Source organism: Vibrio sp. dhg (assembly GCF_003443775.1).
GTDB classification, from domain to species: domain Bacteria; phylum Pseudomonadota; class Gammaproteobacteria; order Enterobacterales; family Vibrionaceae; genus Vibrio; species Vibrio natriegens.
Window position 1 is genome coordinate 1,610,812 of the sequence record NZ_CP028944.1, and the last position, 15,769, is coordinate 1,626,580.

A 15,769-nucleotide genomic window follows, 5' to 3' on the forward strand; every position below is an offset into this window, starting at 1 on the left:
GCCGATCTGTTCACAGTTGGCACTTGGTAACTCAAAAGTGCCCCGTTCCTAGCTAGGGATGCCAATTCGCCGATTTCAACTTACTGAATATTTTTCAGTCCATTCGGGTAATAAAGGTTTGCTCGTCATCCACAAAAGCTACAAAGCCGCCGTGATAGATAAACACCCGACCACGCCCCTCAACTAGACAGGCAAGCTGTGGGTTCAAATCTTCTTCGTTGTCCTGGCTTTGAAAAGAGCCGGTATCTGTGATCACGCCGCTGAGTATAGGCAAATATCCATAAGCACGCTTGGCTTGATCGATCAGGTTCAATTCGCTGTCGATAGAGAAGCAAGAGGGGATCGCACCAGCGTCTTCGATGAATATAGGTTTCAGTTCTTCAAAAGCTGTAATCACCAGCCAGTCGATGCCGTTAACATGATGGATAAACATAGAGTTACTCGATAATTTTGATGCGGAGATTCTATCACTATCAGGTGCAGAGCGTAGTAGAAATTTAGTTGCTAAAGGCGGTAATTCTATGCCATTTTCGGACGTTCACTAGACCACTCGATACACGTTTTTGTCCATTTTCGATTCAGCTTGAGCTGAATCATTTGTGCCCCGAAGTGAGTTTGCGCAATACAACGAAGGTTGCCTTAAAAATAGGTTTCTAGATTCAAATATCGAACGACTCAATATCGAGATTATCGCGCTTTGTATTTTTGTGTGACTTTATTGTTAAATTTTTATATTGTAATTGATATGCTCTAGATTGAGTAATGATAATTTCTTAATTTAAGAGGCAACTATGTTTCCGATCTCTTTCATCATAATTCCATTGTTCTTGCTGTACGTGTTATTTAATGTAATCGTCGGTTATCGTTTAGGAAAAAGTAAAGTTAATAAAGGAAAGCTAGGTGCCATTTTCTCATTGATCTTTGCGTTTTTTCCTCCAGTAAATTTTGTTTTCTTCGCGTTTTTAGCATTTAAAAGAACCTCTAGTGTAAGCGCATCATAATGCCGATATTTTAACCACGTATCATTGAACTCAGTTACAACTGAACTGTACAACGAAAACCAGTCAGCGACTTTTCAATACCTGAGTTATTTGCAAACTTTTAATTTACCAAAATGACTAGCAACGTTTGTCCATCTTCGTTCGGGTTGATTGGGCTGAAACATTTTTGCCCCAAAACTTCTCAGACTAAGATTTAGGTCACGTGTCTTTTGCTACAAATTGACCTAATTAATCTAATGATTGGTTTGATGTGTTGTAAGAGCATCATAAACCCCACATTCTAATCAATATCGGTACGTCCTAAGATCAAATGGAGAACTGAAATGACTAAACGGCGCACCTACCAAGAATGGCAAACCCTGTTCTGGCAAGACGAATCCAGTCAACTATCCCAACGCGTGTTCTGCGAGCGCCATGGTCTGAGTTTTTCCATCTTCTATGCAAAACGTCAACATTTGCAGTGCTCTGGACAATCACCCATCTAGGACGAAAATGGTAGATGATGAGAGAGTTTCTAGAACAGCAAGGGAGTATGAAGCAGTATGGGTATCAGCCTTACATCGAGCGATTAATAAAGCTGTCCTCCAATAACCAAGAGTCCCGTTTATGGATTAGCCCTACGACAAAGCCGCACTAGTTGCCCACGAAGATTTTATATTATTTTGCTCATAGCCCTAATGCAGCAACTTATGTTTTAGCTGGCCGGGATACGTGCGCAAAACCAAGGGTGGGATAGACACTTTCAAGTAAATACAGTTAGAAATCGAAATGTTCTGTCTACCCGTTCGATTAGGTATGGAAGTTCTCAGGCGACCAGGCTACGAGGTCACAACTCAACATCTCTTCTCAGCGGCGGTTGATTTAGCTGAGCAGCTCTTAAAAGGTAGCTATGCTCTGGGGGATTTATGAGGGGCTCCCTCAGGACAAACCCCTTATGTTTATTACCTAACCTTTGTTTAATGATAAGATAAGGGTTAAGAACTGACAGAGAACGCTGTCTAATATCAATACTGATCAATAAAATGGTCTTGTATGTTTATAATTTTAATGGTTTAAATCTGATTTTGTTAAATTGGGCAAGATGTAATGATCACAAAGAACGCAACTATAAAGGATGTAGCCCAAAAAGCTAACGTGACGAACATTACGGTTTCTCGCGCATTTTCTAGTCCTGATAAAGTGAAGAAAGAGACAAGGGAGCTTATCTACAAGATTGCAGATGAGATGAACTATATCCCTAACGTCTATGCAAAAAATTTGAAAACGAAAACAAGTAATATTATTGGTTTCGTGACTGACAATGCTTTTAACCCGGTTTATTCTTCAGTAATTAATGAAGTCTGCTCAGTAGCGGAACGAAAAGGTTACTCAGTCATGATTTTTTCAAGCTCAGGCTCTTCAGCTATAGAGGAAAAAGCTATAAAGACACTGGTTAGTTATAAAGCTGCCGGGATTTTTCTTTCTGTGGTTAATGATGATAGTGGCTACAATCCCCCATATCTAAGTATGGTTAATAGTTCAGATACTGAACTTGTATTGATGGATAGAGATATTAAGTCCATGGAACTCCCTGGTGTTTTTATTGACAACCATGATTCAGGGGAAAAGGTCGGTAACATTTTATCGTCAATGAAGTGCAAGCGAGTTCTCGTGATTGGAGGCGATGAATCGTCAATGATCACGCGAGAGAGAATAGAAGGAATACAATCTACGATTTCAAATGACGTCTCCCTTGATTATCTTTTCTCCGATTATGAATATGAGAAATCCAAGCCAATAATTATCAATTATCTAGCTGATCATAAAGGTGAATATGATTGTATTGCAGGCCTGAATGGTATTATAACCCTAGCATCCATTAGGGCGACAAATAAGCTAAATTGGCATGGTGTTAAATTCGTTTCAGTTGATAACGTGCCAAACGCTGATGACTTTGGCATTGAGATTCCTTGTGTTGTACATGATAATCTGCGTTGGGGAAGAGAGCTTGCTGAACTACTATTTTCTAAAATTGATGGTAGCCATTTAATGGAGCGTGTATATCTTAAAGGAGTTACATTAAATACTAAAAAATTATAATCGTATTTATTGTTACAGATATAAAAAATAGCCAAGATGTTTTTGTAAACATCTTGGCTATTTTATTAGACGGGGTTTATTTTTATCACTTTACCTTGCTATTAATTATTGGACTCAATGGGGTTACTATGAACGTTTCTTTTCAGAACCCACATAAATTGCGACCAGAATTATGATGCCTTTGATAACATTCTGGACGTAAGGAGATATACCAGCTAGGTTCAGGCCATTATTCAATACCCCTAGCAACATAGCCCCAACTAGTGTACCTATAATCGCACCTTTACCACCAGCCATTGACGCACCTCCCAACACCACAGCTGCGATGGCATCCAACTCAAATGCAACACCTGCATTAGGCTGGCCAGACATAAGACGGGAAGTAAGGATCAAACCTGCCAGAGCAGCGGTTGTACCACTAATGATATATACCGATAGCACAGTTTTGGAGACTTTAATACCACTAAGTCGAGAAGCTTCTTCATTACCTCCGATTGCATAAACGTGGCGCCCAAAAGGAGTATGGTTGAGAATAATGTAAGCCAAAAAGTAGGTGATAATCATGATCAAGATTGGAGTCTGAATCCCCATGATATCTCCACGACCAAATACTGAGAACCATTTAGGTAGGCCTGCGATAGGATAACCGCCAGTGTAAATAAGCGACAAACCACGAGCGACACCCAGAGTGGCAAGGGTAACGATAAACGCCGGCATTTTCGCATAAGCTATCAGAAAACCATTAACCCCACCGAATGCAGCACCTAATAAGAGGCCTAAGAAAATGGCTAATTCTGGGGGCAAACCGGAAACCATCAGTCCGGCTGTCACTGTGCCAGACAAAGCCATAACAGAGCCCACAGATAGATCTATTCCACCTAACAAGATGGCACAAGTCATACCGACAGCAATGATGGCATTGATAGATACCTGGCGGGCAATGTTTGTCAAGTTATTTGAGGTAAGAAAATTGTCATTAGCGAACATCATAATGATGAACACAGTCAAGAAACCAACCATAGGATAGAAAACCGGGTGTTTAGCCCAGGTTTTAATTCTCAGTTTCCATGTTGGTGTATCTTGCTCTAATTGGATTGCGTTTACTTTTGTATTCATTGTTTGTTCCCCGTTGCATGTAACATGATGTTATTAGACTCAATATCATCACCTGTTAATTGAGCTACAATTTCCCCTTCGCGAAATACCGCAACACGGTCACATACACCAATCACTTCTGGTAACTCAGAAGAGATCATGATGATTGAGATACCTTGTTCGGTAAGACTACGCATTAGTTCATAGATTTCAGCTTTGGCTCCAACATCAATACCGCGAGTTGGTTCATCGAAAATCAGAATGTTACAAGAGTTGTTTAGCCAACGAGCAATAACAACTTTCTGTTGGTTACCACCGGAAAGGTTTTTAACTTTGGTATCGCCTGATGGGGTTTTAATACCAACTTTCTTAATTAACCTTTCAGATTTGTTATTTTCAGCACGACTACTGATGAGTGTTTTCATATAGATTTCATCAGTATGGTTATTAAGGGTTATGTTGTCCGTTACAGAGAATGAAAGTACCAAGCCTTCATTTTTTCTATCTTCAGGTAAGAGGCCTATTCCTTTCTTAAGTGACTCCGCTGGGCAGTTAAAGGCATGCTTATCACCCATATAGGTAACCTCTTTCTGGGCAGCTTTATCAGCCCCAATAATAGCCCGTGCGACTTCTGTCCTTCCCGAGCCAACCAATCCAGCAAAACCGAGGATCTCTCCTTTATAAAGGTTAAAGCTGTTAACGGGACCGTTTTTTTTCAGCTGTAGTGACTTAATTTCTAAGATAGGCTGTTTACGTTCAATATAATCCGCTTTGGCTGGGAAAATTGATTCAACTTTACGCCCAACCATCATTTCAACTAATTCGTCGACAGTAGTACCAGCGACGGGGCGGGTGCCAACATAGGCGCCATCACGTAAAACAGAAATGGTATCGCATATTTCATTAATTTCTTCGAGGTGATGTGAAATAAAGAACATACCTACCCCCAGTTCTTTTAGTTCCCTCATGAGATTAAATAAGTGTGTTGCTTCACGTGGTGTTAATGTTGCCGTTGGCTCATCGAATACTAGGATTTTTGCATTAAGTGACAGCGCCTTGGCAATTTCAACAAATTGTTGCTGCGCAATACTCAGCTGCTCTACAGGAACAGTTAAGTCCACGTCCACATTTAACCGCTCGAGGATAGTAGCCGCTTCCTGACGCATCAAGTTTTTGTTCAATAATCCAAACTTGTTTTTTATTTCCCGGTTAAGAAAGATGTTTTCTACTGCGTTTAAATAGGGAATAAGTGAAAATTCCTGGAATATAATACCTACACCAGCAGCTATCGCATCCCGGTAGCCGTCAAATTCTTGCGCGACCCCTTTTATTCGGATTATGCCTTCGTCGTTATTATGAATGCCGCAAAGCACTTTCATTAAGGTTGACTTACCTGCACCATTTTCTCCAAGCAAAGCATGAATTTCGCTGCTTTGTAGTGTAATAGTGATATTGTCTAACGCTTTAACTCCAGGAAATGACTTACTAATCCCATCAAGTTCTAACAATGCACTCATTATTTACATTCCTCTTGGTAACCAGCCCTTACTCGGTAAGGGCTGGATAAGGTGAGTTACCAAGCAAAGCTGCCTGCGTTTTTGTGGTCAATTAAGTCGATGTTGATTGGAGTTTCTGATGGTATATTAGCGCCCCAAAGCTTAGCCAGACCGAGGCCGACACCAATGCGAACCATATCTCGAGGGTGTTGCGCCGAAGTAGCAATTAAGTGGGAGCCTTTTTGGATGGCTTCAATCGCTTCAGGGTGTCCGTCAACAGAAGTGAATTTCACATCCTGACCAGAAGCTTCAACGGCAGCTAAAGCTCCCATAGTGCCATCATCATTAACAGAGAAAATCCCTGCCAGGTTTGGGTGTGCCTGAAGCATGTTCTCAGTCACTGTGAGTGTCATTGAACGTTGTTGTTTGCCATTTTGCTTATCTACTACTTTGATATTCGGGTAGTTTTTCATGGCATCTTCAAAACCGCGAACACGTTCAAGGATAGGCACTACAGGAATACCATCGATAATGGCAACTTCACCTTTTTTGCCAATGGCTTCTGCCAGGTATTCACCCGCTTTGAACCCGGCGTCGTAGTTCTTAGAGCCAACAAAACCATCAACTCCACCTTCAGCTTGGGCATCAATCGCGATGGTGATTACACCAGCTTCTTTAGCTGACATCACAGCTGATTGAATACCAATAGAATCTGTTGGGTTAATTAGCAGAATATCGACATCCTTCTGCAACATATCTTCTACATCGTTGATTTGCTTAGATACATCATGGCGAGCATCAGTGATAATAATCTTCGCGTCAAGCTCCTTGCCAATCTGCTCTAATGATTCCTTCATTACGATGAAGTAAGAGTTATTAAGATCTTGGAATGACATACCAATAGTTAGTTCGTGGGCTTTATCTTTGGCATAAGCTCCAGCCGTCATTAGTGATGCACCGGCAATACATCCGGCAATTGCAGCCTTGCGTAGAGTATTTTTGATTAGAGACATAATGTTTCCTTGTACTGGTTTCGATAGGTTTTTTATATACAGCAAGTTATTGGTTGTTATGAAGCATCAAAATATTGACGATGTTATTTTGGCTTTTTCTTAAATGACAACGTCAACATTATTGAGGGTAAAATCGACATTTACTGTGATTTTTATCACGCATAATTTTTTGTTAAGGATATTTGGTGTGAAATTGTGACAAATGTTAAATTTATTATGTGAGCCACGCAATTTATGTTAACCAAGCGTGGTGATTGTGCATCACGTAAAACATAGAGAGAATCTCCCGATAAAATTTCCCAAGGTTACAAGTAAATAATCCAGTGGTAACATGTGTGGATAAAAGGAATTTGTGTAGATTAATATCGCAAAAAATAATGATAATATAGTTATTTTATCTAGTTAAATTGCTATTAATGATACTTGTTACATTTAGCATAAATTCTTAATCGCAGTTTGTTTCGGGGGAATGGCTAGTTTGTAAGGTGTGGTTTCTTTTTGTCTACATGTAGATTGCAAGTGAATCATCCGGGATGAATCTCACAATCTTCAAACTAATTGACCTCTATGAACCGAAAGTGTGACTTGTATTAATCTTACTTAGTGTAGATGATGTTTATAATGTTGACGTTAACATTATGAGTTCGATTTTATCTCGAGGAGCAAAAAATGAATCAATGCAATCTTATTAACACATCTCTTGAAGGAAAAGTTGCTGCCATTACCGGCGCTGCATCAGGTATAGGCCTGGAATGTGCAAAAATCCTGCATAAAGCGGGAGCCAAAGTCGTCCTGATTGACCGAGATGCCAAAAAGTTAGACAGTGAAATAACCCAGATGGGAGAGAACGCCATTGCGCTGCAAATTGACCTTTTGGACCCAAATGCTGTTGATGGCCTCCTAAATAAGATTTTGCAGGTAGCAGGAAGGCTGGATATTTTTCATGCTAATGCTGGGGCATACATTGGCGGCGCTGCTGCCGAGGGCGACCCGAACGTATGGGATAAAGTGCTAAACCTTAATGTTAACGCCGCCTTCCGTTGTGCCCGTGCTGTTCTTCCCCACTTTATCGAACAGAAATCAGGCGACCTTCTATTTACCAGTTCCATCGCTGGTGTAGTACCTGTTGTCTGGGAGCCAATCTATACGGCATCAAAGTTTGCGGTACAAGCTTTTGTCCACTCCACACGTCGCCAGGTAGCAGAGCATGGTGTACGGGTAAGCTCTGTTCTGCCTGGCCCAGTGGTAACATCACTTCTTGATGATTGGCCGAAAGAGAAAATGGAAGAGGCTTTAGCAAACGGCAGCCTGATGCAACCAATTGAAGTCGCTGAATCTGTATTATTTATGGTTACCAGATCGCCAGGAGTCACTGTACGTGATTTAGTCATTTTACCTAATAGTGTCGATTTGTAGCACACAATTACGTCGAATAACTAACACTGTTCCTGATTACAGCTCTCTCGTTTGCACGACTTGTTCTGCAAGGGATTGTTCAAGCATTTTGTTGCACCCTTGTACGGCAAGTCTGCAGCAAAATACTTGATAAGAGTAGTGCAGCAAAAGGATCAGAATGCCAAATGTAGCAGTATTAGGAACAGCTATTAGTGGTGCGACGAAGACACGATTTTCTTTCATACAGAATCTATTACTTCTGGATTTGCCATCCATTCTATTGCGCAGGAGTCATATATGTCGGAACAACACGATAGAGATACAATTATTGCCGGAAATGCCATTTTAGGTATCGAATTAGGGTCAACCCGCATTAAAGCAGTCCTGATCAACAATGAAAACCAACCAATCGCCAGTGGTGGTTTTGGTTGGGAAAGCTGTTGTCAAGACGGAAATTGGACCTATGACCTAGACGATGTCTGGAGTGGTATTCAGCAGGCTTATATTGATCTGCAAACCTCTATTCGCAATAAATATTCGACCCAGTTAACCAAGGTGGCTGCGATTGGTATCAGTGGCATGATGCATGGCTACCTAGCTTTTGATAATGAGTCCAGGCTTTTGGCGCCATTCAGAACATGGAGGAATAACTCAACCTCCCAAGCGTCAGCGGCGCTAATGGAGCTATTTAACTATCCTGTCCCCCAACGCTGGAGTATTTCTCACCTTTACCAGGCTATATTGAACGGAGAAACCCATGTTGCCGAGCTCAATTTTATTACCACATTAGCCGGCTATGTACATTGGCAATTGACAGGAGAAAAAGTATTGGGTGTAGGTGATACCTCCGGCATGTTCCCGATAGATGTGGCCACGGGTACATACTACAACAGTATGATCAATCAATTTGATCAGTTAGTAGCTGATAAGCAGTATCCATGGAAAACTGCAGATATCCTTCCCCAGCCACTCAAGGCCGGGCAGAGCGCAGGAAAACTTACCCCGGAAGGGGCATTGAAAATCGATCCATCAGGCCAATTACAAGTCGGTTGTCCTTTGTGCCCGCCTGAAGGTGATGCCGGAACCGGAATGGTTGCGACCAACAGCGTGGCTACCAGGACGGGTAACATATCTGCAGGCACCTCGATCTTTGCCATGCTGGTATTAGAAAAAACGTTGTCAAAGGTTTACCCTGAGTTGGATTTGGTGACTACCCCAGATGGAAAACTTGTTGCGATGGCACATTCAAATAATTGTACATCGAATATTGATTCTTGGGTCTCACTGTTTCGGGAGTCTATGGTGAGTATGGGCTTCGATGTTGATACCGATGAACTCTACAGCACCTTGTACAACCAAGCGCTCCTTGGTGACAAAGATTGCGGTGGGCTGCTTTCTTATGGCTACTTGTCTGGTGAGCATATCACCGGGTTTGAGCAAGGGCGCCCACTTTTTGTATGCTCAGCTGGCAGCCGTTTTAACTTGGCCAATTTCATGCGCGTCCACCTGCAATCTTCATTTGGCGCTATGAAAATAGGCATTGATATGCTAGTCAAAGAAGAACAACTCAAGCTAGAGAAAGTTACGGCACATGGCGGCTTATTTAAAACAGAGGGCGTGGCACAAACCCTGCTGGCAGGAACATTAAATGCCCCAGTTGCTGTCATGGCTACTGCGGGGGAAGGAGGAGCTTGGGGCATAGCACTACTTGCTTCATATATGGTGAATCAAGATTTAGGTGAAACACTACCGGATTTCTTGAATGAGAAGGTATTTGCACAAGATGAAGAAAGTATAGTCACTCCAACAGAGGCGGATGTGTTAGGGGCAGAACAATTTATGCAACGTTATACTAATGGGTTAGGTATTGAAAAAGCCGCGGTTGAACATCTATTGTAAAATCACGACTAAACATCAGTATAAATTTGAGCGCCCTATGAAAACGTAGCCGCTGTATGAATAAAACAAGTTTTTTAAAAGAGAAGACCTCAGGCACTGCGATAAGCTGTGCCTGATTGCGTTTTGGGATACTAAACTTATCGATAGGGTAGAAATTAGCCCGTCGTCGTAAGTTGGAAATGTCCATTTTCGTTTCAGCCTGATCGGACTGAAACTTGTGATCACCAAACGATTCTGTCGTACCTTAATTACCAAGCGAATCGAGTGAAGATAGCAGTTCGAAAGCTCGTTAAGCGGTTCCAAGCAGAGCCGGTACTAGTAGCACCGACTCCGTTTGCAAATTAAGAGTTACTTGTTGTTTAGGTAGTCTAAAACAACTTCATGATGGTCTTTGGTTTTGAACTTATTGAAAACGTGTTCAATCACGCCGTCTTCGTTGATTAGGAAACTGATTCGGTGGAGTTCATTGTAGGCTTTGCCCATGGTCTAAGGTGGTGCTCAAAAACACGGGTGAACTTTGCCCTCCCGAAGAGCAAGAGATTGTTAAGAAAATTACATCTTTTCGACAAGTGATAATAGAAGAACTGATTAAATACCGGCACATAGTTTTGACAGAGTAGAAAAATTATCTAAAGGTGAATTTGTTGAAATTGAAGCCGATTTATCCCCATTAGGATTAGTTTTTTATCCTGGAGAACAAATTCGATTTATGATTAGTTCTCGTAACCTTATGGGAGCATTGATGCCTGCAATAGATGAGTATGTAGGAGCAAATAAGGGTCAACACATTGTTCATTGTGGTGGGGAAATATGCGTCTTACTTACAATTACCAGTTTTAGGTAAATAGTTCATCTTCAAGTTGTCATTTTTAATAAACCTCAGCAGTTTGTCTGAGGTTTTTACGAACAGAAGCTATGAATTCTAAGCTAACTCTAAGGTTAAATGGGCCATACATCTATCGTGGTCGGGGGCTAAGCTTTATTCTCAGGACTTCGAGTTGAGCCTATCCAATCTTTAATTTCTATAGCATAGGTAGAGTGTGCTTTTTCATACATTTGTTTAGAAAGCATTAAAATAGATTGTTCCGCTAACACTTTTTCCATTTGGTACTGAGCTTTTCTCATTACTGAATTAATACCGCAGATGCCTTCGCATGCCCAACTCGGTACGTCATCGGTGAAAATGTTCATACGCTGACGGATTTCTTTACATTCAAAAATAGATTTTTCACCATCAATTGCAATCGCTATATCAAGCACGCTTATGTCTGCTGGGGACTTAGCAAGCTTATAGCCACCTTTGCGACCTTCCGAACTCTCGACTAGCCCAGCTTTTGAGAACTTAGTAAATATTTTTCCCAAATAATCATAAGGTACGCCTTGCAACTTTGCCGCTTCTCGAACTGACATCTCCCTAGGCATACCTTCTTCATCAACCATGTTCACCAAACAGTGAATCCCGTACTCGACGCCCGAGCTGTAAAAAGCCATGAGTTTCCCTCTATATCTAATCACTTGGCAGTGTAAATCACTCACTTGCTATAAGCATAAATAAATTGATCAAAAAAATAAACTGCGACCAATGTTGTCGCAGTTTATTTTTTCTTGTATGCTTCGAAAAAATGATGAGACAGAAGCTAACGAGGAATCTCAAATGAACAAAGAAATAGTGATTGTAGGTGCAGGGTTTGCGGGTATGTGGGCAGCTTTAAGTGCAGCGCGTTTGGCAAAGCTAAAGAATGCGGATGACATCAATGTTACCGTTATTGCTCCAGTGGCAGAGCTACGTGTTCGTCCACGTTTTTATGAATCAAAAGTACATACACTGGTATCTCCACTGATGCCTGTATTCGATACGATAGGGGTTAAATTTGTTTCAGGTGTAGTCACGAATATCGAGTCAGAAAAACAACAAGTAGTTTATCTAGACGAAAAGAATCACTCTGTGACTAAGGGCTATGACAGACTTGTACTAGCGGCAGGTTCAAACCTCCGCAGAGACATGGTGAAAGGTATTACAGAAAATGCTTTCGACCTCGATCAAATCGATACCGCATCATTGCTTGAACAACACATTAACGATTTAGCAAGTAAGCCTTCATCTAAATCTCGCAATACTGTTGTGGTTTGCGGCGGGGGATTCACAGGAATTGAAATTGCTACGGAACTGCCTTCCAGGCTCAAAGCGATGTTTGGTGAAAGTGAACCGGTCAGAGTAATTATCGTTGAACGTAATAATCAAATCGGCACTAATTACAGTCAAGAGCTTCAGGATGTAATCAAACAAGCTACGGACGATCTTGAGATTGAATGGATGCTTAATGCTCAAATTGAAGAAATTACTTCAAATGGTTTATTACTGTGTAGTGGTGAGGAAATTCAGTCAGATACGGTAATTTGGACAGCCGGAGTTAAAGCAAATGATCTGACTAACATGTTTTCGAAACAGCAAGGACCTCAGGGCAGATTACTAGTAGAGCCATCATTGAAAGTGAAAGAGCACGAGGATGTTTTCGCAACCGGTGATGTAGCCTACGCAGCGACGGATGATAAAGGCAATTACGCTCTTATGAGTTGTCAGCACGCAATATTAATGGGTAAGTTCGCTGGGCATAATGTAGCAGCTAGCTTGTTGGATTGTGATTACTTGCCATACAAACAAGAAAACTATGTTACCTGTTTAGACCTTGGTTCATGGGGGGCTGTGTTTACTGAAGGTTGGGAGCAGAAAGTCAAATCGATAAAAGAAGAAGCTAAAGCAATTAAAATCTCAATTACAAATGAACTTATATACCCGCCTAAAGCAGATCTAGAGGTAATAATGGAGCAAGCCGATCCCCTTGCCCCTTGGGTATAAGTAACGCCATAGAACATTAAAGTACACAGGCAAAACGAACTTATCGGATTTGTCTGTGTACTTTTAATTATCTTATTCTGATAGCTAAAGTAGCGATTTAATCTAATAGATAGTTATGTGCATTCTTCTTATTTCTCTATATTAGTGAAGCTGAGAATTGATGTGCACATATAATTTAGCTTCCCTAAAATGAGCTTTCCCATACTTGAAGTTATTCGTATTCCGCTAATTTACGTAATGACTCTAAGAAGGTATTGTCCAAAGGTGTGCTGACGGGGTGTGTAACACAGAAATGCCCCAAAGTAATTTAGAGTGAAAGTTCACCTCCATCCTGTTCCTGCAGTTTTCCATACTAAACCTAATCCGAAAACCTAAAAGACAATCCGTCCCCGATTTTTATAGAAACTTCGTAGTATAAATCCATCATGAGGCTAGATTACAGAAATGTCATCTATGCGTCAGTTTGCTGAAAGTACTTATTCGTATAGTAAATATGGGACTAGATAAAACTGAAGTGAAGTAGCGGAAGTGCTGAGAGGAATAACGGATGACTTTTAAGAAAGTAATCGCAATCTTCGATGAACAGCGATTAGATGCAGTGAAAACTAGACTTATCAAGCATGGTGTAACTGGCTTCACGGTCCATGAAGTGTATGGTCGAGGGAAGTATTTTGATGCCATAGATGAGCAACATCTTATTAAACATATCCAGCTAACCATCTATACCATTACTGAGCATGCAGAAAAAATAGCCAAGCTAATCGTTGATACTGCGTATGTTAATGCGGACGCGGAAGGATTGGTTGCGGTGGAAGCCGTAGATGGCCTTTATCGGATCCATACAAAACAACCTTCAAAGGCCGAAGAACACAGATTTCATGGGGAAGAATAATGGCAAGGCAATCACGTTCTTTTTGGACCACACCGAACGGTTGGGGTGCTATCGCTCTGATTGGCGCTGCGAGTTATTTTCTTATAACCGAACATCGTGAGCATCTTTTTGAGTATTTTCCATACCTCATTCTTTTGCTCTGTCCTGTGATGCATCTTTTTATGCACCATGGTCATGGCCATCATCATAATGATGTTCACCATCGAGAATATGGGCAACGAGATGAATCGTCTTCAGATAGAGGCAAAGATGGTCATATGGAAGAGAGCTGGCGTCTGACTAAACACAAATCTGAAGACGAGTACGAGAATCATGAGCGAAGGAAGTGATTACGGGCTTTGGGGCTTGGTACTGATGAACTCAGCGATCTTCATCTTCTTTGCATTTAGTTTTGTGAAACCGAAAAGCCAAACGGACTGGCGCAGCTTAGGTGTTTTTTCAGCATTTATTGTCGCTTTGTTTACAGAAATGTACGGGTTTCCATTAACTATCTATTTATTGTCTGGTTGGTTAACGGAGCAATTTCCCAATGTTGATTTTTTAACACATGAAAACGGACATTTATGGCACACGTTGTTCGGTTTTGAGGGGGATCCCCATTGGGACCCGATGCATATATTAAGTATGTTCGCTATTTTCTTTGGATTCTATATGTTAGCAACCGCGTGGAGTGCGCTTCATCGGGCGCAGCAGTTACATGTTGTCGCTAAGGAAGGGTGGTATGCCCGTTGTCGGCATCCGCAATATATCGCTTTTATCCTTATCATGCTGGGCTTCTTATTACAGTGGCCAACTATTCCGACCCTGATTATGTTTCCAATTCTTGTGGTTCTATATGTACGTCTTGCTAATCGCGAAGAGAAATACTCAATACAAGAATTCGGTGATGAATATCTTCAGTACATGAAGCTTACTCCCGGTTGGTTGCCTAAACAGCTTTAGATTTTTCAGACAAAAATTATTTAAGGAGAATCGTATGAAAACGTTGATTACTACCATTGCAGTCTCGGCCGTGTTGGCATCGACACCTATTGTTGCCAGTGCGCATCAGGAAAACCACGGTGCGCAACAAGGTGGAATGGCGATGGGAATGATGAGTGGCGATCAAATGGATGTGATGCACAAACATATGCACGAAATGCAATCGCTAATGGCAAGTATTAAGCAAGAAAGTGACCCTGAAAAGCGTGAGCAATTACTACGAGAACACCACAATAGTATGCAGGAAGGTATGCATATGATGATGGGAGATACGAGCGCACAGCATGATCAAATGAAGGTCGATGAACGCATGAATATGATGGAACAGAGGATGGGCATGATGAATATGATGATGGAACAAATGCTGGAGTCGGATGAAATACATCAACAGCAGAGTCATGGTCATGAATAAAGTTATCTCCAATCTGATCCTGACTGGGCTATTTTTACGGTAACGGAACCTATTGTGTCGTAATTTTTAGCTCTTCATAAAGGTTGATTAGGCATGAAAATACAAATAAGGCAACTACGGTGGGGATGGCTTCTTACCACCCTTGTATTAGTCGGTTGTGATATGTCGGTTAGCCACATGTATTCCACAGTAGATAAGAGCCGCACATACCCAACAAACGGTGAACAGATCTATTTCACCGGAAGAAGTCAAACCGGAAGCATGATTGCTTATCAAGGAGGGAATATGCGCGCTCGGATGCATTTTACTGCTTGTGCCGACTGCCATGGCGAGCAACGCGAAGGTGGTCGGCGGATGTATCCGTCTTTCTGGCAGAAGGCTCCTTCATTGAAAGCCGAGGTTTTGTTTGGCGAACATAGTGATGGACATGGCGATCATCCGGCATACAACAAAGAAAGTCTTAAACAGGTGATCATCTTCGGTGTCAACCCGTCCGGAGAGCATCTGGATTCGACAATGCCGCGTTGGATGATGAGTGAACAGGATCTAGATGATTTAGTCAATTATTTGGCCGAAGGTACTTCGGGGACAGAGGCGCAGGATCACTAACCTTTCTAGTGGGTTGTATCAAGCCTCAATAAGCAGAGGA

15 protein-coding genes and 3 pseudogenes are annotated in these 15,769 nt (G+C 41.5%); 12 read left to right on the top strand and 6 right to left on the bottom strand.

Going from position 1 to position 15,769, the window contains the following annotated elements; translation table 11 throughout:
• Window positions 1-94 precede the first annotated feature (94 nt).
• Complete coding sequence (locus DBX26_RS22890) at window positions 95-433, bottom strand: cytosolic protein (RefSeq protein WP_118121004.1); 339 nt, start codon at window positions 431-433, stop codon at window positions 95-97.
• A gap of 891 nt (window positions 434-1,324) precedes the next feature.
• Between DBX26_RS22890 and DBX26_RS22900 the strand changes: the two are divergent.
• The 3 genes and pseudogenes from DBX26_RS22900 to DBX26_RS22910 all read left to right on the top strand — a co-directional run.
• Window positions 1,325-1,462 (top strand): annotated as a pseudogene (locus tag DBX26_RS22900) (IS66 family insertion sequence element accessory protein TnpB); the annotation flags it as partial.
• Window positions 1,463-1,594: 132 nt separating this feature from the next.
• A pseudogene (locus DBX26_RS25685) lies at window positions 1,595-1,910 on the top strand (IS4 family transposase); the annotation flags it as partial.
• A gap of 177 nt (window positions 1,911-2,087) precedes the next feature.
• Entirely contained in the window at window positions 2,088-3,080 is a 993-nt protein-coding gene (locus DBX26_RS22910; RefSeq protein ID WP_118121006.1) for a LacI family DNA-binding transcriptional regulator, read from the top strand.
• A 126-nt stretch (window positions 3,081-3,206) separates the two neighbouring features.
• Here the strand turns inward: DBX26_RS22910 and DBX26_RS22915 are convergent, their stop codons facing one another.
• The 3 genes from DBX26_RS22915 to DBX26_RS22925 are packed head-to-tail and all read right to left on the bottom strand — an operon-like array spanning window position 3,207 to window position 6,684.
• On the bottom strand, window positions 3,207-4,196 hold the full coding sequence (locus DBX26_RS22915; protein WP_118121007.1) for an ABC transporter permease: 990 nt from the start codon (window positions 4,194-4,196) through the stop codon (window positions 3,207-3,209).
• Window positions 4,193-5,692 carry a sugar ABC transporter ATP-binding protein gene (locus tag DBX26_RS22920; RefSeq protein WP_118121008.1) on the bottom strand — a complete coding sequence of 500 codons (1,500 nt, stop codon included), beginning with the start codon at window positions 5,690-5,692 and terminating at the stop codon, window positions 4,193-4,195. The genes DBX26_RS22915 and DBX26_RS22920 overlap by 4 nt, the downstream gene beginning before the upstream one ends.
• A 56-nt stretch (window positions 5,693-5,748) precedes the next feature.
• Window positions 5,749-6,684 carry an ABC transporter substrate-binding protein gene (locus tag DBX26_RS22925; protein ID WP_118121009.1) on the bottom strand — a complete coding sequence of 312 codons (936 nt, stop codon included), beginning with the start codon at window positions 6,682-6,684 and terminating at the stop codon, window positions 5,749-5,751.
• Window positions 6,685-7,353: 669 nt separating this feature from the next.
• On the opposite strand from DBX26_RS22925, the gene DBX26_RS22930 reads away from it, so the two are divergent.
• A complete protein-coding gene (locus DBX26_RS22930) occupies window positions 7,354-8,100 on the top strand; it encodes an SDR family oxidoreductase (protein WP_162889760.1) in 747 nt (248 codons plus the stop codon).
• A 276-nt stretch (window positions 8,101-8,376) separates the two neighbouring features.
• On the top strand, window positions 8,377-9,978 hold the full coding sequence (locus DBX26_RS22935; RefSeq protein WP_118121010.1) for a xylulokinase: 1,602 nt from the start codon (window positions 8,377-8,379) through the stop codon (window positions 9,976-9,978).
• A 348-nt stretch (window positions 9,979-10,326) separates the two neighbouring features.
• Here the strand turns inward: DBX26_RS22935 and DBX26_RS22940 are convergent.
• Window positions 10,327-10,461, bottom strand: a pseudogene (locus tag DBX26_RS22940) (thioredoxin-dependent thiol peroxidase); the annotation flags it as partial.
• A 166-nt stretch (window positions 10,462-10,627) separates the two neighbouring features.
• Here DBX26_RS22940 and DBX26_RS25840 point away from each other — a divergent pair.
• Window positions 10,628-10,822, top strand: coding sequence for a hypothetical protein (locus DBX26_RS25840; RefSeq protein WP_367947068.1), 195 nt, complete (start codon window positions 10,628-10,630; stop codon window positions 10,820-10,822).
• 128 nt (window positions 10,823-10,950) lie between these two features.
• Here DBX26_RS25840 and DBX26_RS22950 read toward each other — a convergent pair whose 3' ends face one another.
• A complete protein-coding gene (locus DBX26_RS22950) occupies window positions 10,951-11,469 on the bottom strand; it encodes an Rrf2 family transcriptional regulator (protein ID WP_118121012.1) in 519 nt (172 codons plus the stop codon).
• Between the two features lie 163 nt (window positions 11,470-11,632).
• Here DBX26_RS22950 and DBX26_RS22955 point away from each other — a divergent pair, with 163 nt between their 5' ends.
• The 6 genes from DBX26_RS22955 (at window position 11,633) to DBX26_RS22980 (ending at window position 15,729) form a co-directional block, all read left to right on the top strand.
• On the top strand, window positions 11,633-12,835 hold the full coding sequence (locus tag DBX26_RS22955; RefSeq protein WP_118121013.1) for an NAD(P)/FAD-dependent oxidoreductase: 1,203 nt from the start codon (window positions 11,633-11,635) through the stop codon (window positions 12,833-12,835).
• Between the two features lie 547 nt (window positions 12,836-13,382).
• Complete coding sequence (locus DBX26_RS22960) at window positions 13,383-13,727, top strand: P-II family nitrogen regulator (protein ID WP_118121014.1); 345 nt, start codon at window positions 13,383-13,385, stop codon at window positions 13,725-13,727.
• Entirely contained in the window at window positions 13,727-14,056 is a 330-nt protein-coding gene (locus DBX26_RS25845) for a DUF2933 domain-containing protein (RefSeq protein ID WP_118121015.1), read from the top strand. The genes DBX26_RS22960 and DBX26_RS25845 overlap by 1 nt, the downstream gene beginning before the upstream one ends.
• The gene (locus tag DBX26_RS22970; RefSeq protein WP_118121016.1) at window positions 14,040-14,669 is read left to right on the top strand and encodes an isoprenylcysteine carboxylmethyltransferase family protein; all 630 of its coding nucleotides are present in this window, start codon (window positions 14,040-14,042) and stop codon (window positions 14,667-14,669) included. The genes DBX26_RS25845 and DBX26_RS22970 overlap by 17 nt, the downstream gene beginning before the upstream one ends.
• A gap of 34 nt (window positions 14,670-14,703) precedes the next feature.
• The gene (locus DBX26_RS22975) at window positions 14,704-15,120 is read left to right on the top strand and encodes a hypothetical protein (RefSeq protein WP_065300095.1); all 417 of its coding nucleotides are present in this window, start codon (window positions 14,704-14,706) and stop codon (window positions 15,118-15,120) included.
• 93 nt (window positions 15,121-15,213) lie between these two features.
• Window positions 15,214-15,729: a c-type cytochrome gene (locus DBX26_RS22980; protein WP_025767095.1), complete on the top strand. Its 516-nt coding sequence runs from the start codon at window positions 15,214-15,216 to the stop codon at window positions 15,727-15,729.
• The last annotated feature ends 40 nt before the right edge of the window (window positions 15,730-15,769 follow it).